At 70.8% G+C, this 20,118-nt stretch carries 7 protein-coding genes; 4 read left to right on the forward strand and 3 right to left on the reverse strand.

Annotated elements, in window-relative coordinates; translation table 11 throughout:
* Window positions 1-2 precede the first annotated feature (2 nt).
* Window positions 3-1,268 carry an ABC transporter substrate-binding protein gene (locus VMD91_04140; GenBank protein ID HTW83246.1) on the reverse strand — a complete coding sequence of 422 codons (1,266 nt, stop codon included), beginning with the start codon at window positions 1,266-1,268 and terminating at the stop codon, window positions 3-5.
* 547 nt (window positions 1,269-1,815) lie between these two features.
* On the opposite strand from VMD91_04140, the gene VMD91_04145 reads away from it, so the two are divergent.
* The 3 genes from VMD91_04145 to VMD91_04155 are packed head-to-tail and all read left to right on the forward strand — an operon-like array spanning window position 1,816 to window position 14,254.
* Window positions 1,816-4,668, forward strand: a complete 2,853-nt coding sequence (locus VMD91_04145; protein ID HTW83247.1) for a hypothetical protein — start codon at window positions 1,816-1,818, stop codon at window positions 4,666-4,668.
* Complete coding sequence (locus tag VMD91_04150) at window positions 4,668-13,910, forward strand: hypothetical protein (protein ID HTW83248.1); 9,243 nt, start codon at window positions 4,668-4,670, stop codon at window positions 13,908-13,910. Before VMD91_04145 ends, VMD91_04150 begins: the two co-directional genes overlap by 1 nt.
* A 44-nt stretch (window positions 13,911-13,954) precedes the next feature.
* Complete coding sequence (locus VMD91_04155; GenBank protein HTW83249.1) at window positions 13,955-14,254, forward strand: hypothetical protein; 300 nt, start codon at window positions 13,955-13,957, stop codon at window positions 14,252-14,254.
* Window positions 14,255-14,260: 6 nt separating this feature from the next.
* Here the strand turns inward: VMD91_04155 and VMD91_04160 are convergent, their stop codons facing one another.
* Window positions 14,261-16,528, reverse strand: a complete 2,268-nt coding sequence (locus VMD91_04160; protein HTW83250.1) for a hypothetical protein — start codon at window positions 16,526-16,528, stop codon at window positions 14,261-14,263.
* A gap of 126 nt (window positions 16,529-16,654) precedes the next feature.
* Between VMD91_04160 and VMD91_04165 the strand changes: the two genes are divergently transcribed.
* Entirely contained in the window at window positions 16,655-17,851 is a 1,197-nt protein-coding gene (locus VMD91_04165; protein HTW83251.1) for a hypothetical protein, read from the forward strand.
* A 16-nt stretch (window positions 17,852-17,867) separates the two neighbouring features.
* Here VMD91_04165 and VMD91_04170 read toward each other — a convergent pair whose 3' ends face one another.
* Window positions 17,868-20,114, reverse strand: a complete 2,247-nt coding sequence (locus tag VMD91_04170) for a hypothetical protein (protein ID HTW83252.1) — start codon at window positions 20,112-20,114, stop codon at window positions 17,868-17,870.
* Window positions 20,115-20,118 lie beyond the last annotated feature (4 nt).

Here is a 20,118-nt window from a genome sequence, read left to right on the forward strand (position 1 = left end):
TGTCAGGAGGGATAGTTGAGGTGGCAGGCCTTCGAGGCGTCGGCGCCGCTCAGGTAGATGCCGGCCGGCTCCTGGCGGTCGATGATGTGGAAGAGGTCGAACGGATCGCCCGGCGTGCCGTTGGGGTTGAGCTTGCCGAACCACATCGGCCACAGCAGCGCGTGATCCTCGGGACGATACTGTGACTTGCCGATCCACAGGCTCTCGAAGTCGTTGCCGGCCAGCGTCTTCGTGCACTTGACGGGATCGGTGGACTTGGCTTCGTTGATCGACCACAGGAGCCGGTCCATCGCGACGTACCCGAAGCAGCCGCGCGGCGTCGGGGGCATCTTGTGCCGCTGCTTGTACTCCGCTACGAACTTGTTCGCGAGCGCGTTGTTCTTTCCGAGCACTTCGTCGCCTTTGTAGTACCACTCCGTGCCCCAGTAGCCGACGCGCACGTTGGGCGGCACGGCCAGCACGGCTTCCATCTCCGCGTACGGGCCGGCGACCGGGATCTTGTTGAGCAGGCCGTACTGCGAGGCTTGCTTGAGGCAGTTGACCCAATCGTTGCCCTGCACGAGCACCAGCAGGCACGACGGCTTCGCGGCTTCGACCTTGGTCAGATACGGGCTGAAGTCGGTCGTTCCCAGCGGCGTGAGGTCGTTGGCGACGATCTCGCCGCCGACGCGTTTGATGACGTCCTGATATCCGGCCGCGAGCGCGTGGCCGAACGCGTAGTCGGGCGTGATGAGATACCACTTCTTGCCGAACAGCTTCGCGATCGAGAAGCCGGTCGCGTGCGTGAGCGCCCAGGTGGGATGACAGGTCTGGAACGTCGTCCAGTGGCAGTCGGAGCCGGTGATCTGATCCGCGTGGCCGCCGGAGACGATGAACATCACGCCCATCGACGCGGCGGCGCCGCTGGTCGAGAGTGACGCCGCGCTGTTGAGGGTTCCCATCAGCGCCGCGACCTTCGTCTCGTTGACCAGTTGACGCGCCTTCTCGACGCTCACGCCCGGATTGTTCTGGTTGTCCTCGACGGTGACTTCGACTTTGCGGCCCATGACGCCACCTTTGGCGTTCCACCAGTCGACGGCGATGGCCGCGCCGCGGACCTCGCTCTGCGCTTCGGCCGCGTAGGTTCCGGTCAACTCTTCGATTTGACCGATCTTGAGAACGTCGGCGGCTTCGCCGAGCCGCGGAATGAAGGCGGGTATGGCCATGCCGGCCGCGGCGCCGGCGGCGATCGCCGAGAATTGCCTGCGCGAGATGGACGAACGGATCATGCAGTGCTCCTCTTGCGGATAAGTGCGATGTTCGGTGGTAGCGCGCTCTCGGAGCGTGGTATAGCGACTTTTGTCGTGATGGCACCATACTGACCGCAAGGTACAGCCACCTTCGTGCCGCGGCGCGTGCGATCGAAGAGATTTCCACCCGGGGCCGGGCGTTCGTCCGCAGCCGCGCGTGCGCGAACGCTCGGCACGTCGGACGATGCGAGCACGTCACGTGCGGCCTCGCGCGCGTCGCGTGCGCGCGAACGCACCGTCGACGCGGCGCGTCGGTAAAGCTTCGGACAGCGCGGCCCGATCGAGCAGACATTTGCTTCCCCGAAGCCGATATGAGTGAGCGTACGAAGCGTACCAAGGACGGGCGCCTGCCAGCTGTTGTTTAGCAGCGGGCTCGCTCGTCGTGTGTTCACGAGGGGCTGCAAGGATGACGAGGTCGCGCGCGGGGATGCGCGGGTTGACGGCATGGATGTGCGTGGCTGCGCTGTGTAGCGCGGTTTTCTCGCCATCCGGCATGGCCGGTGCCTCGCTCGAACACCTGCTCCGCGTGAGCGCCGACGGCGCGACGGCGATCCCCGCCAGCGGCCGCGGCACGGTGACCGTCAGCGCTCACGTCAGCCGCGCCGACGGCACGCCGCTCGCGCTCGGCGACGCGGTGCGCGCGACGATCGCGTCCGGCGACGCACGCTTCACCGCCGGCGGCGCCAGCGACGATCTGGTCGCCGGACCCGGCGGCGCCGTCGCGATCGTGCTCGCGCCCGGCACGCGCGCGGGACCCCTGGTCGTTCAGCTCACGGCGGGCGACGCGAGCGGCGACCTCGATCTGACCCTGACGACCGTGCAGCGCCGGCCGCTGGTCGTCGGGTACGCGACGGGCGGGGTCGGCGCCGTCCCGGGCTCGATCGAGACGCCCGACAACGGCCCGAACGGCTTGGACACGCGGCGCGGCGCGATCTCGATCTACGGCACCGGCGAGGTCTCGCGCAATACCACGCTGACCTTCGCGTACGACTCCGCCGACGTGCTCTCGCAGACGCTGGTCGCCGGCCCGTTCCTCGACAACCCGGACGATCGTCCGTTCGCGATCTACGGTGACAGCTCGCTGCGCTACGACGACGCGCTCTCGACCAACCGCGTCTACGCGCGGCTCGACAGCGGCCGCTCGAGCGCGATGTGGGGGGAGTTCTACGCGCAGGCCGCGCCGGCCACCGCCGTCGGCGGCTACGACATGCTCGTCGAAGGCGCCAACGTCCATGCGCAGGGCAACGTGGTGGGCGGCGGCGGGTTCACCGCGCGCAACGACGTCGCCTACGACCGCCGCGTCGTCGCGCCGACGGGCCTGGCGATCGCCGACGAGCTGCTGCACCCCGACATCGTGGTGGGCAGCGACGTCCTCACGCTGGTCCACCTCGACCGCCACAGCGGCGCCGTGGTCTCGCAGACGCAGCTCGTGCGCGGCAGCGATTACGAGATCGACTACGCCAGCGGCCTGTTGACGTTCACCAACATCATCCTCCCGTACGACGACGCCTTCGACCCGCAGATCGTCACCGTGCAATACGAGTACGGCGGCCCCGGCGCGCGCTCGACGATGCTGGGCGGGAACGGTTCGATCAAGCTCGGCCGCACCGGCGGTTTCGAGAGCTGGTACCTCAACGACGCCGACGGGAGCGGCAACCTGACGCTGCTGGGCGAGTCGATCGGCACGACCGCCGGCGCGACGGTGTGGTCGGTCAGCCACGAGCGCTCGAACGGCTTCTTGCCGATCTCGCAGCTGCAGTACGGCACGAGCGGCGACGCCTACCGCGCCTCGGTCCACACGAAGGACGGACCGCTCACGCTGGCCGTCGACTACGCCGACACGGCGGCCGGCTACGACAACCCGTTCGGCAACTATACGGCGCCCGGGTTGGTGTCGCTGAGCGCGAGCGCGACGCTGACGACCAGCCGCATCACCGACCTCGAGCTGAGCTATCGCGGCGCGACGAATCAGTTGCCGGCGACGAGCACGAGCCAGGCGGTGAACAACAGCGACCGCGCCGCCGAGGCGAAGGTGCGCGTGCACCCCTCGCGGCGCTTCAGCTATCACCTCGGGGTCACGTCCGCCGCGGCGTCGAGCAACGGCGTGCTCGATCCCAGCGAGCTGCTCGCCGGCGCAGCGACGCCGAACTCACCCGCGACCGCCGCGGGCCCCTCGTCGCTCCTGCAGCCGCTGCCGGCCCTGGTCGACTATCAGGCGGGATCGGGGCACTCGCTCGACGCCGACTACGGCTTCGATTGGCAGTTCGCTCCTCGCGCTTCGCTGCTGGTCTCGCGCCTCTCGCCGCTGGGCGGGGCCTCGTTCGATCCGTACGATCCGCCGCAGACGCAGGCCGAGCTCGACCTCGACGTCGGCAGGGCCGGCAAAGTGTACGTGCGCCAGCTGTGGCAGGCGACGCCGACGGAGAGCCTCGCCGCGACGCAGGCCGTGCAGACCTACGCGGCCGGCGCGAGCAGCTCGACGAGCCTGGGCTTCGAACAGCAGGTCGGCGCGCAGACGTATCAGTCGGGCTACGCGGTCGACCATACCATCGACGGCACCGACCTGTACGACGCGATCGGCGTGCGCAGCCGCATCTTGGCCGGTTCGCACCTGACCGGCGATGCGTTCCTGCAGCTCGGGCAAGAGCTGTACTCGTCGTACGGTCCCGCGCTGGCCGACTCGTCGCCGTACTTCATGACCGGCGGCCTCGCGCTCGACTACAGCGAGAGCAGCTTCCACGCCACCGGCAAGTTCGAAGCGCGGACCGGTTACGACTCGGGCAGCACGCTCGAGCTCGGCGCGACCGGTCCGATCTCGCCGGCGGTCTCGCTGTTCGGCGCCTACACGGCGGCCTTCACCGAAGCGGTCGACGACCGCGAGGCGCGCATCGGCCTGTCCTACCGGCCCTCGCGCAACGACCGCTACGTCACGTTGGTCGACGTCGACACGCAACAGGGGAACCTGACCAACTACGACGCCTACGTCACCAACGTCGCGCAAGTGCAGGAGCTGTACCGCTCGAGCACGCGCACCGAGTGGGCCGCGAGCCTGGCCTACAAGATCGACGGCGACGCGTACTTTGCGCCGCGCACGTCGATCTACGGCGTGCGCGGCGATCAGCGGATCGGTTCGCGCTTCGACCTCGCTTCCGAGGTCCATTGGAGCGACACCGCGCCGCTGAGCGGCACCAAGGCGACCGGACTGGTCGTCGAGGGCGGCTATCGCCTGGGCGACTCGCTGCGGGTGGCCGCCGGCTACAACTTCTCGGGTTTCGCCGATCCGGCGACGTCGGTGAACCCGACGCACCGCGGCGCGTACGTGACGCTCAGCAGCTACGTCGACAACCTCTTCGGCTGGGGCAAGGGAGACCGTCCGTAATGCGCGCGACCCGCTCGCTGTGGCGAACGCTCGGGGCGTTCGCCGCGACTTTCCTCGCCGGAACGGCGCTCGCGTCCGCGCAAGTCCAGGTCAACAAGCAATTCAACCCGACCAGCGTCGCGCTGGGCGCGACCTCGGTGGTCACCGTCACGCTGCAGAACTCCTCGACGACCTCGGCGGCGACGATCACCGCGTTCTCGGACGACATCGCGACGATGAACGGCTTCGGCACGCTGCTCACCTCGCCGGCGCCGACGACGACCTGCGCCGGCGGGACGCCGACGATCAGCGGGACCGCCGTCGTCATGAACGACGGCTCGATCCCGATCGCCCCCAACTCCTCGACGCCCGGCACCTGCACGATCACGTTCTCGGTCCAGGGCAGCGAGATCGGCAACGGCTTCAACACGATCCCGGCCGCCAGCGTCACCACCAGCAACGGTTCGCCGACGTCGGACGTCACGCAGACGCTGAGCGTCCAGTCGGCGAACGTCACCGTCGCGGCGTCGGCCGCGCTCACCGTGCTCAGCGGCAACACGACGACGGTCACCTACACGATCACCAACCCGGCCGCGATCGCGCTGAGCAACACGAGCCTGGCGATCTCCTCGAACGCGACGACGGCGTACACGATCAGCGGGTACGACGCCGCCAGCACGTGCGGCGGGACGGCGGCGTTGCCGGCACCGAACGGAACGACGGGCACGACGACGCTTTCGGGACTCACGATTCCGGCCAGCAGCCATTGTACGGTCGTTCTCGACGTCACCACGAGCGCCGTCGAGACCGTCAACTTCACCCTGGCCGCCGACGCGATCAGCGATGCGCAGGCGGCGACCAACGCGACCGGCGTCTCGGCGCAGGCCAAGTTCGTCAACGGCGACCCGAACGTCACCAAGTCGTTCAACCCGACCTCGGCGCAGCCCGGCGGGACCTCGGTCGTCACGATCAAGATCGCCAACGTCCTCTCGAACCAGAGTCTGACCAGCGCGGCGGAGTCCGACCCGCTGCCCGGCGGGATGACCGTCGCCTCGACGCCGACCCCGACCTCGAGCGGATGCGGCACGCCCACGCTCGGCGGTCAAGGCACCGGGACGTTCACGATGAGCGCCGGGACGATCGCGGCGTCCGCGACCTGTACCGTGACCTTCACCGTCGACATCCCGGCGGCCGAGACGGCCGGATCGTACACCAACACCATCCCGCTGGCGAACTTCACCAGCTCGACGAGCCTGGGCGGCACGGTCAGCGGTGCGGCCGCGAACGCGACCGCGACGCTGACGGTGACGGCGGCGGGCGGCAACGTGACCGCGGCCAAGGCGGCGAGTCCGACCTCGGCCGGCATCAACACGCCGGTCAAGATCACGTTGACGTACACGAGCCAGGGCAACGGCGTCTTCAGCGGCGGCAGCGTCACCGACACGTTCCCGACGACGCCGGTCGTGATGGAAGGGTACGATCCCTCGGCGACCTACAACCCGACGTTCAGCGCCGGATGCACCGGCGCCACGACGCCGGCGGTCGGCGGCGGTTGGGCGACCGGCGCGACCTCCATCACGGTGACGGGGATGTCGATTCCCGGCAACGGCACGTGCGTGGTCACGTTCTACGTGTACTTCCCGAACGTCACCGGCCCCAGCCGCGTCGACGCGAACACCGCCGGTGCGGCGACGTTCACCGGCGCGGACGGCACCGTCACGACGGGTACGCCGTCGGCGAACGTCACCGAGCTGCCGACGTTCACGGTCAGCAACTACGTCGCCTCGGCCAGCGGCCTCACGAACCAGCCGCTCGCGGTTTCCGCGACGGTCAACGTGCCCGCCGGCTACAGCGACACGGACGCGTCGGTCACGATTCCGCTCACGACCGGTAAGGTGCAGCTGGCATCGACCAGCAACATCACCTTCACCGGCTGCCCGTCGGGAACCGCGGTCAGCTCGTTCGGAACGAACGACGAGTCGTTCACGGTCACGCTCGGCACCACGATCTCGCAGAACTGCACGATCAACTACACCGTCATCGACGAGGGCAGCCTCACCGGCACGTTCACGCCGGGCAACCCGACCTACACCGGGACGGTGACCGGCGGAACGGCAGTCGCCTCGACCGGTCAGAACAACGTCACGTTCACGGCGCCCTCGCCGATCATCGTCACCAAGTCGTTCTCGCCCAACCAAATCCAGGCCGGCGGTACGTCGACGGCGGCGATCGGCCTGGTCGTGCCGCAAGCGGGCTCGCTCGCGACCACCGAGGCCGAAGGGGTCGCGTTCACCGACAACCTGCCGACCAACATGAACTTCTCGGCGACGCCGAACGTGACGTTCACCAACTGTCAGCAGACGGGACAGCCGGCGCCGAGCTACGTGATCACCGGCTCGTCGATCGCGTTCTCGAACATCTCTTTGATCACCGTCGGCACGACCGAGACGACGTGCACGGTCAACTTCAACGTCACCTCGAACGTCGTCGGCGCGCCGCTCAACCAGATCCCCGCCGGCGCGGTCACCTCGACGGCGGGCGCGGGCGCGACCAACACGACGGTCGCGAAGGCGTCGCTGACGGTCAGCGCGGGTCTGGGCATCGCGAAGACGTTCACCAGCTCGACGCTGCAGCTGGGCGGGACCGATTACGTCCGCTTCCTGATCACGAACACCGCGACGACCTCGAACCTGAGCGGCGGCAGCCTGGTGGACAACATGCCGGCGAGCCTCGTCCTCGCGAGCACCACGGAAGGTCCCTCGCAGGCGGGTGATCCCGCGCTGTGCGGCGGCACGATCAGCGGCGCGGTCGGCTCCAGCAGCTTCACCCTCAACGGGCTGGCCGTCGCCGGCGAAGTCGGCAGCGTGGCGGGTCAGTGCGTCGCGTACGTGCAGGTCACCACGTCCGCGAGCGCGGTGCCCGGCACGGTCAGCAACACGATTGCCAGCGGCGGCGTGAACATCGGCGGCTACAGCAACCAGAACAGCGGCAGCGGCTCGGTCACGCTGACCCCGCCGCCGAGCCCGACGCTGACCAAAGCGTTCTCGCCGACAGCGATCGCGCCGGGCGCCACCTCGACGCTGACGATCACGATCGCCAACACGGCGAGCGGAGCGGTGGCGCTCTCGGGGATGGCGCTGACCGACACGCTGCCCGCCGGCGTCACGATCGCGGCGGCGCCCAACGCGGCCACCACCTGCGGCGCGGGCAGCGTCACGGCGGTCGGAGGCGGCGGTACGGTCGCGCTCGCCGCCGGCAGCGTCGCCGCGGCGGGGACGTGCACGATCACCGTCAGCGTCACCTCGTCGACCAGCGGCAGCTATACGAACACGATTCCGGTCGGCGCGCTGACGGCGACGCAAGGCGCGACCAACGCCTCCGCGGCCAGCGCGACCCTCGCGGTCGCGCCGCCCGTCACCCTCTCCAAGGCGTTCTCGCCGACCTCGATCGCCGCCGGCGCGACCTCGACGCTGACCGTCACCGTCGCGAACACCGCGGCCGGCGCGGTCGCGCTGAGCGCGATGGCGCTGACCGACGCGCTGCCCAGCGGCGTGACGATCGCGGCGACCCCGAACGCGGCCACGACGTGCGGCACGGGCACGGCAACGGCCCTCGCCGGCGGATCGACGCTGACGCTCTCGAGCGCCGCGCTCGCTGCCGCGAGCAGCTGCACGATCACGGTCGACGTCACCGGCACGGTGGCGAGCACCTATACGAACACGATCCCGGCAGGGAGCGTGACCGACACGCAAAGCGTCACCAACGGCTCGTCCGCGACCGCCAACCTGACGATCACGCCCGCATCGCTGACGATCGGGAAGGCCTTCGCGCCCGCGTCGATCGTTTCGGGCGGGACCTCGACGCTCACGATCACGCTGCCGAACACCGCCTCGGGTGCGGTGGCGCTCAGCGGGATGACGTTGACCGACACGCTGCCGGCGGGCGTGACGATCGCGGCGACGCCGAACGCCGCGACCAGCTGCGGCGCGGGCACCGTCACGGCGGTGGCCGGCGGCGGCAGCGTCGCGCTGAGCGGCGGCTCGGTAGCGGCCGGCGCGACGTGCACGGTCACCGTGAGCGTGACCGGCACGACGGCGAGCACGTATACGAACACGATTCCGGCGGCGAGCCTGGCCGACACGCAGAGCGTCTCCAACGGCAACGCCGCGAGCGCCAACCTGACCGTCACGCCGGCGGCGCTCTCGATCGCCAAGGCGTTCGCGCCGGCGTCGATCGCATCGGGCGGCACCTCGACGCTGACCATCACGATTCCGAACACGGCCGCGGGCGCCGTCGCGCTCAGCGGCATGGCATTGACGGACACGTTGCCGACCGGCGTGACGATCGCGTCGGCGCCGAACGCGGCGACGACCTGCGGTGCCGGGACGGTGACCGCGGTGGCGGGCAGCGGCAGCGTCGCGCTGAGCGGCGGCGCGGTCGCGGCGAACGCGTCGTGCACGATCTCGGTCAGCGTGACCGGGACGGTGGCCAACACGTACACCAACACCATCGCGGCGGCGAGCCTGACGGACACGCAGAGCGTCTCGAACGGCAACGCCGCGACCGCCAACCTGACGATCACGCCGGCGGCGCTCTCGATCGCGAAGGCGTTCGCGCCGGCGTCGATCGCGTCGGGCGGCATCTCGACCCTGACGATCACGATCCCCAACACCGCGTCGGGCGCGGTCGCGCTGAGCGGCATGACGTTGACCGATGCGCTGCCGACCGGCGTCACGGTCGCGGCGACGCCGAACGCGGCGACGACCTGCGGCGCCGGGACGGTGACGGCGGTCGCGGGCAGCGGCAGCGTCGCGCTGAGCGGCGGGTCGGTCGCGGCGAGTGCGTCGTGCACGATCTCGGTCAGTGTGACCGGGACGGTGGCGAACACGTACACCAACACCATCTCGGCGGCCAGCCTGACCGACACGCAGAACGTCTCCAACGGCAACGCCGCGAGCGCCAACCTGACCGTCACGCCGGCGGCGCTGGCGATCGCCAAGGCGTTCTCGCCGGCCACGATCACGGCGGCCGGCACCTCGACGCTGACGATCACGATCCCGAACACGGCGTCGGGGGCGGTCGCGCTCACCGGCATGGCGCTGAGCGACGCGTTACCGGCGGGCGTGACGATCGCGGCGACGCCGAACGCGGCGACGACCTGCGGTGCCGGGACGGTGACCGCGGTCGCGGGCAGCGGCAGCGTCGCGCTCAGCGGCGGCACGCTCGCGGCGAACGCCTCGTGCACGATCACCGTCAACGTGACCGGTACGCTGGCCAACACCTACACCAATACGATCCCGGCCGGCGCGCTGACCGACACGCAGAACGTCTCCAACGGTTCGCCCGCCAGCGCGAACTTGACGATCGCGCTTGCGCCGACGACGCTGGCCAAGGCCTTCTCCCCGACCACGATGGCCTCGGGCGGCACCTCGACCCTGACGATCACGATCCCCAACACGGCGGCCGGCGCGGTCGCGCTGAGCGCGCTCGCCCTCACCGACACCCTGCCCACCGGCGTCACGGTAGCGGCGACGCCGAACGCGGCGACCACCTGCGGCTCCGGGACGGTGAGCGCGCTCGCCGGCAGCGGTGTCGTCACGCTGAGCGCCGGCTCGGTCGCAGCGAACGCCTCGTGCACGATCACCGTGAACGTCACCGCGACGCTCGCCAACACCTACACCAACACGATCCCGGCGGCGGCGCTGACCGACGCGCAGGGCGTCGGCAACACCACGCCGGCGACCGCGACCCTGACCGTCACGCCGGCCGCGCTGACGGTGGCCAAGGCGTTCGCGCCGGCGTCGATCGCCTCGGGTGCCACCTCGACCCTGACGATCACGATTCCGAACACCGCCGCGGGTGCGATCGCGCTGAACGGCCTCGCGCTGACCGACGCGCTCCCCGCCGGCGTGACGATCGCCGCGAGCCCCAATGCGGCGACCACCTGCCCGAGCGGCACGGTCGTCGCGACCGCGGGCGGCAGCAGCGTCGCGCTGAGCGGCGCCGCGCTCGCGGCCAACGCCGGCTGTACCGTGACCGTCAAGGTGACCGGCACCGTCGCGAACACCTACACCAACACGATCCCGACCGGTGCGCTGACGGACGCGCAAAGCGTCTCGAACGGCGCGCCGGCGACGGCGAACTTGACCATCACGCCGGCGTCGCTGACGATCGCGAAGGCGTTCGCGCCGGCCTCGATCACCGCCGGCGCGACCTCGACCCTGACGATCACCATCCCGAACACCGCCTCCGGTGCCGTCGCGCTCAGCGGCGTCACGCTGACCGACGCGCTGCCCAACGGCGTGACGATCGCCGCGACGCCGAACGCCGCGACGACCTGCGGCACCGGAACGGTGACCGCGACGGCCGGCGGCACGAGCGTCGCGCTCAACGGCGGCACGCTCGCGGCGGGCGCGAGCTGCACGATCACCGTCACGGTGACCGGCACGGTCGCGGGCACCTACACCAACACGATCCCGACCGGGGCGCTGGCCGATACGCAGAGCGTTTCGAACGGCGCGCCGGCCACCGCGAGCCTGACCGTCACGCCGGCCGCGCTGGCGATCGCCAAGGCGTTCGCGCCGGCCAGCATCACCGCCGGCGGCACCTCGACGCTGACGATCACGATTCCGAACACGGCGACCGGGGCGATCGCGCTCTCCGGCGTGACGCTGACCGACACGCTGCCCGGCGGCGTGACGATCGCGGCGACGCCGAACGCGGCGACGACCTGCCCGAGCGGGACGGTCACCGCGCCGTCCGGCGGCGGCAGCGTCGCGCTCAGCGGCGGTAGCCTCGCGGCCGGTGCGACCTGCACCGTCACGGTCAACGTGACCGGCACCGTCGCGAACACCTACACGAACACGATTCCGGCCGGCGCGCTCGGCGATACGCAGGGCGTGGCGAACGGCAACCTCGCGAGCGCGACGCTGACGATCGTGCCGGCCGGTCTGACGGTCGCCAAGGCGTTCGCGCCGTCGACCATCCCCACCGGCTCGACCTCGACGCTGACGATCACGATCCCGAACACGGCGCCGGGCGCGATCAACCTGAGCGCGCTCGGGCTGACCGACCCACTGCCCACCGGCGTGACGATCGCGCCGACGCCGAACGCGGCCACGACCTGTCCGAGCGGGACGGTCACCGCGACGGCCGGCGGCGGCAGCGTCGCGCTCAGCGGCGCGAGCTTGGCCGCCAACGCGACGTGCACGATCACGGTCGGCGTCACCGGCCTGGTGGTGAACACCTACACCAACACGATTCCGTCGGGTGCGCTCGGCGATGCGCAGAGCGTCACCAACCCGGCGCCGGCGACCGCCACGCTCAAGATCCTGCCGAACAACGTCGCGGTCAGCAAGGCGTTCGCGCCCGCGGTGATCCCGGTCGGCGGCAGCGCGACGCTGACGATCACGATCCCCAACACGGGCACCGGCGCGATCGCGCTGAGCGCGTTGGCGCTGACCGATCCGCTGCCGGCCGGCGTCGTCGTCGCGGCGACGCCGCACGCGTCGACGACGTGCCCGAGCGGCACCGTTACCGCGGCGGCGGGCGCGAGCAGCGTCGTGCTGGCCGGTGCGACCCTGGCGGCGAACGCGACCTGCGCGATCACCGTCAGCGTGAGCAGCGCGACGGCCGGCACCTACACGAACACCATCCCGACCGGCGGCTTGACCACCGCGCAGGGCGTGAGCAACGCGAACCCCGCGACGGCGCAGCTGCAAGTCCTCGCCGCCAGCCTGAGCGTCGTGAAGACCTCGAACCCCGCCGGCGCGAACGTCGGGCCGGGCCAGGTGATCACCTATACGATCGCCGTCACCAACAACGGCAGCGTGCCGGAGACCAACGCGACGCTGACCGACACGCTCGCCAACGCGACGCTCGTCACGGGCTCGGTCAAGGTCAACAACGCGGTCGCGGCCGACGGCGTCGTGACCAGCCATCTGCCGCTGGGCACCATCGCGCCCGGCGCGACCACGACGGTCGTCTACAACGCGACCGTCAGCAGCTCCGCGAGCGCGGGAACCCAAGTCACCAACGCGGTGACGGTCGGCGGCGACGTGCCGTGCACGGGCGCGGCGTGCACCGCCGCCTCACCGGCGAACATCGTCGAGCTGCCGAGCATCTCGGTGGTCAAGACGATCGACACGCTGCAGCACGAGGTCGTGCTGCGCGGCCAGACGGTCACCTTCACCATGGTCGTGACGAACAGCGGCTCCGCGCCCGCGTCGAACGTCGTGCTGACCGATCCGGTCCCGGGCGGCGTCACGCCGATCGCCGGCACGGTGACCTTGAACGGCGCGTCGATCCGCAGCGCGAGCGTCGTCGGGCAGATCGTCAGCGCCCCCATCGGCACGATCGCCGTCGGCGCGTCGGCCACCGTCACGTTCCAGGCGAAGGTCGAGTCCAACGCGACCGGCACGCCGACCAACGTCGTCGAGGTCGGCTCGGCCGGGCTCGCGTCGACGATCCACTCGAACCCGGTCGTCGCGCAGATCGTGCCGTCGACCCTGCAGGTGACCAAGACGGCCAGCGCGAGCGTGGTGCGCGTCGGCGACCGCGTCGACTACGTCATCGGGGTCTCGCCCTCGCAAGGCGCCGGCTACGGTGAGACGACCGTCGTCGACACGCTGCCCGACTACGAGCTGTACGCGCCGGGGACCGCGCGCGTGAACGGCAAGTCGCTCGAGCCGACGGTGCGCGGCCGCACGCTGACCTGGAAGCTGCCCTCGCTGACGGCGACGGTGACGATCGCGTACGCGACCGTCATTCAGAACGGCGCGCCGCAGAACCAGACGCTGACCAACGAGGTCGAGGTCTCGGCCGCCGCGCCGGGCGGTGCGCCGCCGGGACGCGGCCACGCCAGCGCGCAGGTCCAGACGATCGGATCGACGCTGGGCAGCTGCTATCCGATCACCGGCCGCGTGTATCTCGACCGGACCGGGTCGGGACGCTACGAGGACGGCGATCCGGGCCTGGCCGTCGTGCGCATCTTCCTCGACGACGGCGAATCGGTCGTCACCGACGCGCACGGCCGCTACGACTTCCCGTGCGTGCGGCCCGGGATGCACGCGATGCGGCTCGACGAGACGACCCTCCCCGACGGCGTCCTCCCCTACCCCGACCACAGCATCGACAGCGAGAAGAGCACGCGCCGCCTGGTGCACCGCACCTACGACGACACGATCATCGAGGACGTCGACTTCGCCGTGACCGGAACGCTGCCGTCGCCCGCGCCGACGGCGCGTCCACAACCGCCGCGATAGTCGGCGCCCGGATTTCTTTTCGTTCAAGCGGGTACGATCGTCTCATGGCAGCGAAGAAGGCGACTACCCGCAAGAAGACCGGCACGGCGACGGCAAAACGGACGGCGAAGAAGGCCTCCGGCTCGCTCGTGAAAACCGCGAAGAAGGCCGTGACGGGCGCGAAGAAGGCGGCCGCGGGCGCGAAGAAGGCGCCGACCGCCGTGCGCAAGGCCAGTCACCGCGTTAAGCAGATCAGCGATGCGGTCAGCGCGGGCGCCGCGGCCGTCGAAGCCGCCGCGGCGACGCTGGAAAAGCCGGCGCGACGGACGGCGGCCCCGAAGCGCAAGACGGCCGCGAAGCGCTGACCGCCCCTACGGCGGCGGAACGGTGTCCGGCGCCGGCGTGGGATGCGTGCCCAGGATCAGTGCGGCGTCGTCGAGCGCCTTGCGATAGGTGGCCTTTTCGGTCGGATCGTACGGCTGCCACTGGGTGACGCCGTTGGCTTCGAGCCACTCCTCGGGGTAGAGCTCGAAGATCTGCATGTTGTTGTCGAGCGCGTAGGCCAGCAGGTTGGTGATGTCGATGACGTTGCCGCCCGACGTGTTGTAGGTCGCGGTGATCGGCTGCATCGCGAGCGGCACCTGGCCCGCGTACTTGACGTAGGCCTGGCACCAGTGCAGCACGATCATCTTGGCGGCCGGATTGCACGGACCCGGTGTCGTGCCGGGCGCGGTGACGTTCTCCGAGCCGAGGCTCTCGTTCGAGAGCCCGATGCCGTTCGCCGCCGCGACCGCGGCGAAGGCGTTCGACATGGCGTAGATGCCCGGCGCCTCGCCCGGAGCGAGGCCGACGCTCGTCGAGACGCTCGGGAGCGAGGCCATGATCTGATGCGTCGACGGGGTCGCCGCCATCGCTTGCAAGACGCGCAGCTCGTGCGCTTGCCATACGTCGTAGGTGTAGCCGAGGTTGGCCCAGCCGGCCTGGCAGGTTCCGCCGTCGTTGTAGCCCGGCGGCGGCAGCGCTTCGGCGCCGCCGGCCGTCGCGAAGCGCATGTAGCCGATGTTGTTCTTGATCGTCGAGGTGGTGCTGAAGTACGCGATCGCGGCGGCGATGAAGGTGGTCCAATCGCTCTCGTAGGTCGGATCCCAATAGGCGGGCATCGTGACGCCTGCGGTGCAGGCGAAGGTCGGCACCTCGTTCAGCACCCACGGCGGCGTGACTTGATTGGTCGTGCCGGTTTCCGTCGCTTCGGAGAAGAGTAGGTTGACGGTCAGCCCGTGCTGCACGAACGGCTGCGCCGCCGCTTCGGCGACGTTGAAGGCGTAGCTGCCCTTGGACGGCTCGAGGTCGGTCCAGAACACGACCAAGCTCGCGCCGCAGAGCGTCGGATCGACCCCGATCACGTAGTCCGAGAGCAGCGTCGTGTCGCGCGCGTTCGGCGCCCAGGCGTACATGCCGTGCGGCGCGGTCGGATCGGCGGCCAGCGGATCGGTGCCCACGCAGTTCGGCGCGCCCGTCGCGGCGATCGACGGCGGCGGCGCGGGCTCGATCGGCGCCTTGACCTTGACGGTGACGATCTGGGCCGGATCGCCGCCGTCGGTGATCGGGATGCGCGAGCACCCGAGCGGCGTCGCCGGCAGCTGCCCGTCGAACGCGACGGTCGCCGTCGGCCCGGCAACGGTCTCGGTCGGAGCACCGCTGCCGACGACCATCTTCAGCGGGCCCTCGAAGCTGTCATAGCAGGTCGTGTTCGGAAACGCGAGCGGCGCCATGCGAAAGCTCGTCGCACCGGCCTCGCTCAGGGTGAAGGTCCCGATCGTTTGGCAGTGGCGCGGGAAGGCGCCGCTCACGCAGCCGAACTGCGTCGTCGTCGTCGGGCTGACGGTGAACTTGTTGATGGCCGGGATCGCGAGCGTCACGGCGACGGCGGCGCTGTCGCCGGCCGTATCGCTCAGCGTGACGGTGCAGCTCTTCGCGATCGCGCCGATGCCGAAGGCGGCGATCGCCGCGCTCCCGCCGGCGGCCGGCAGCGTCGCCGGCTCGACCGAGATCCCCTTGGCCGCGGTGGCGCAGGCGCCGGCGCTGAGGGTCGTCTTGCCGGCGAAGCCGCTCACGGTCAGCGCGACGATCTGATTGAGCTGCGTGATCGTGATCGCTTGCGGCGCGACGGTGCCGGCGCGCGGGGCGCGCGTGACCGCCAGCGTCGTGCGCGGCTTGCGCGCGGCCGACTGCACGACGACGATGGTCTGATAGCTCGCTCCGACGGTGCCCGTCTCGCCGTTCGAATCGCTCACGTCGAGCGTGCACGACGCGGGCGGCGTCCCGACGGCGTAGGTGACGAACATCGTCGGCGTTCCGCTCACCGCCGTTTGCGGCTGCCCGGCGCCGGCGACGTAGATGCCGCCGTCGGCGCCGGCGCACGACGAGTCGGTTGTCGCGGTATAGTCGACGCCGGCCGTATCGTTCTGTACCAGGAAGGTCGACGTCGGCGTGTCGTTGGTCAGCGCGACCGGATCGGGACTCAGGTCGAGTCCCGACGACGCGTTGCTCGCGACCGGCGGCGCGGTATGCGTCGAGACGCAGCCGGCCAGCAGAAGAACGGCCAGGACGCCAAGGGCCGGCGCGCGACGTGCGGTCATGTTCGGCCGAGTATGGCAGAAAGAACGCGGTGCGCCTAGTGTGCCGGCGCGCACCATGCGCGACGTTCTCTTCACGATGTGTGGACCGACCAGGCACCGCGATGCGAATGCGGCGAACGGTCGGCCATGAGAGTGCTCCTCGTCGCCGCGCTCTGCACCGTGGTGGCGGCGTGCGGCGGGACGCCCCCGCCCGCGGGCTCGCAGCGGCCGTCGTCGGTTCCGACGCCGGCACCGGTCGGCGCATCGCTGCAGAAACAGCCCATCGTCGGCCTGATCGACATGCAAGACATCTCGTGGCACGACGTCGAGGGCGGCGAACCGACGTTCACGACCACCAACGTCGAGCAGTTCCCGGGACTCTTCGGCGGAATCGTCATCAACGCGACCTGGGACCAAATGCAGCCGTCGGGCCAAGGCGGCCCGATCGTCACCACCCGGGTCGACGCCGCGCTGGCGCAGGTGCGCGCGTACAACGCGACCTTTCCGGCGACGCCGCTGGGCGTGAAGCTGCGCATCTACGCCGGCAGCAGCGCGCCGACGTGGGCCCAGCTGATCGGCGAGGCGCAGCCGATTCAGATCCAACGCAACGCCGGCGGCTGCTCGTCGGGCAACTGTCCGCTCACCATCGGGAAGTTCTGGGACCCGAGCTACATCGCCGCGTGGCGCACGTTCCAAGCGCAGGTGGCCGCGATCTACGACGACCATCCGCTGATCCGCCAAATCGCCGTCACCTCGTGCACCTCGCAGACCGACGAGCCGTTCGTTCCGACGTCGGACGCGACGTCGAAACGGAACATGAAAGCCGCCGGCTACACCGACGCCGCGTACCAGACGTGCTTGTCCGGCGCGACGACGGACTACGCGGCATGGCGGTCGACGCTGGTCGACTACACCTTCAATACGTTCGTGAGCATGCAAGTGCCGAGCCAAGGGACGAGTCCCGCCTTCACCCAGACGACCATGCAGGCGTGTGCGACCAACCTGGGCTCCCGCTGCGTCACCGACAACCACGCGTTGAGCGATCCGCTCAACGCGGACGACACGATCGTCTACGCGACGATGCCGGGGCTCGGCGTTCCGGTCAACTTCCAGACCCAGGCGCCGCGCGGGTTCGGCTGCCAGTGGACGGCCGTCATCGCACAAGGGATCGCGGTCGGCGCGAAAGCGATCGAGGTCTGGCCGGAGGCGCGCTACGAAGGCTTCGACGCGCTGACGGTCGCCGACGTCGCGTCGTTGACGGCGCAGTTCACGGCGCCGATCGCGGTACCGGCCGTGCCGAACCCGCTGCCGAGCGGCTGCACCGGCTTCGATCCGACGTCGTGAGCGCGGGGCGCCGCGATCAGCGGCGCCGCAGCACGCTCGCCGGTGGGTTGTTTCCCAACGCCGCGGCGATCGGTCCGGTCGTCGTCGAGCCGTTCACGGTGCCCCCGTAGTTGAATACCGCGGTCGCGTCGGCGCCGCCGGCCGTCGCCCCGTTGGCGGCGCCGCTGCCGGCCGCGCCGCCGACGGCCGCGTTATCGGCCGAGCCGCTGCCGGTGGTCGTGAGCGTGCCTGCGTACACGAAGATCGCGGGTCCGGCCGCGGCGCCGCCGCCGCCCCCGACGACGTCGGTCGTCCGCGCGCCGTCCGCGCCCATGCCGCCGGTGACGCCGGCGCCGAGCGAGCCGCCGGGCTGGTGCTGCCCGAAGTCCGCCGCGCCACCGCCGCCGGCACCACCCGCCGCCGAGCCGGTCGTCAGCGACCCGCCCGCGCCGCCGCCGCCGCCGAAGCCGCCGGCCGCGCCGAACTCTCCGTCCGAGCCGCCGCCCCCGCCGCCGCCGAACCCGCCCACGCCGCCCGCGCCGTTGGGGGCGCTTGCGCCGGGGGCGCCCCCGGCGTAGCCGGCGCCGCCGGGTTCGCCGCAGCTCAGTGCTGCGCACCCGCCGCCGCCGCCGCCGCCCGTGCCGCCGGCGCCACCCAAACCGCCGGTCGCCGCACTGGTGCCGTTGCCGCCGGTGCCGGTCACGCCGCCGCCGCCGCCGCCGCCACCGTCGCCGATCGTGTACGTGCCGGCCTCGCCGCCGTTGCCGCCCAGGCCGCCGCCCCCGCCACCACCACCGCCCGCCTCGGCGCTGCTGATCCCGGCCCCGCCGGTTCCGCCGATCGCCGTCGAGTTGTTGAAGTAGACGCTGCTCACGGTGACGTTCGCGGTCCGGATGAACAGGCCGGCGCCCGCGCCCAGACCGCCGCCGCCGCCTTCGGGATAGCCGGCCCCACCCGTGCCGCCTTGCGCCCGCGTGTTTTGGATCTCGAGCGCGTGGAGGAACACGGTGCCGCTGTCGGCCCAGAACGCGCGGTACGCGTTCGCTCCGTCGATGACGACATCGCCGTATACGTCTCCGTCGATCGATACGGTGCTGGTGATCGGCGGCAGCGCCGAGCCGAGCGTGATCGTGCACGGCGTCCCGCAGTTGAACGCGATCAGCTCGCCGCTCGCGGCGTTCGCGCCGTCGATCGCGGCGCGCAGGGTGCCGGCGCTCCCGTCGTCGGCCGTGCTGGTCACGACGTAGCCGCTGGCGACCGTGAACGGCTGCGGACCGCTGGTTCCGCCACTGGTCGTGACCATGACGTTCTGCGCGCCGGCCGCGGCGCCGGCCGCGACCGTGAAATCGACCGTCAGCGAGGTGCTGCTGGTGACGTTCGCGGTGCCGGCGGTGACGCCGCTCCCGCTCAGTTGCACGCTGGTGGCGCCCGCGATGAAGCCGACGCCGGTCAGCGTCTCGGTGACCGTTTGCCCGGGGAGATACGCGGGACTGCTCAACGACGTCAAGGTCGGGTTCACGCTCAGGGTCGCCGGCGACGGTGCGCCGCCCGCGATCGTCCCGCCGCTCACGCCGGCGGAGATCGTCGGCGCGGCGATCGTCGCGCCGTCGTACGAGAGCGTGATGCCGCTGGTCGGGGCGGTGAGGCTCGTCGTCGAGAGCATGGTATGACCGCTGGTGTCGCTGTCGCTCAAATGAATCGTGAGCGCGTCGCCGTTCGCGTCGGCGTAGTTGCCCGGACCGACGAGCAGGTTGTCGTCCTTGTCGTAGGCCTCGACCGAGACGCCGACCGTTCCCGGCGTGCCGGCGGTCTCCGCGGTCGGCGAGAGGGCGAGCACGACGTGGTCGACGACGCCGTCGAGGATCAGCGGCGTCGGATCGGCGTTGGCCTGACCGGCGATCATGGTGAGCGTCACGTCGGCGCCGGAGAGCGCGTTGCCGGCCGGCGTGCTCGGCGTCGGCGTGGTTTGCTGGGCGTCATAGGTGACGACTTGGAACACGTCGCTGCCGGCGACGGCCGGCGCGGTGACCGTGCACGTGAGCGGTGAGCCGCTGCAGTTCGGATTCGTGGAGGTCAGGTTGCTGGCGACCTCGCGCGGCGAGCCGGTGTAGGCGGTCCCGTTGACGGTGAGCAGCGTGATGACGATCGACTGCGTCGCCGGCGAGACGTACTTCGGTTTGCGCGCCGACGCGCTGCTCGCGCCGTGATTCGGGACGGTGATCGTGAACCGCGCGCTGGTCGGCGTGGCCGGGCCGGGCGTCGCGCTGGGCGGGCTCGCCGGCATCGCG

It is taken from the genome of Candidatus Sulfotelmatobacter sp. (assembly GCA_035504415.1).
GTDB lineage: Bacteria > Vulcanimicrobiota > Vulcanimicrobiia > Vulcanimicrobiales > Vulcanimicrobiaceae > Vulcanimicrobium.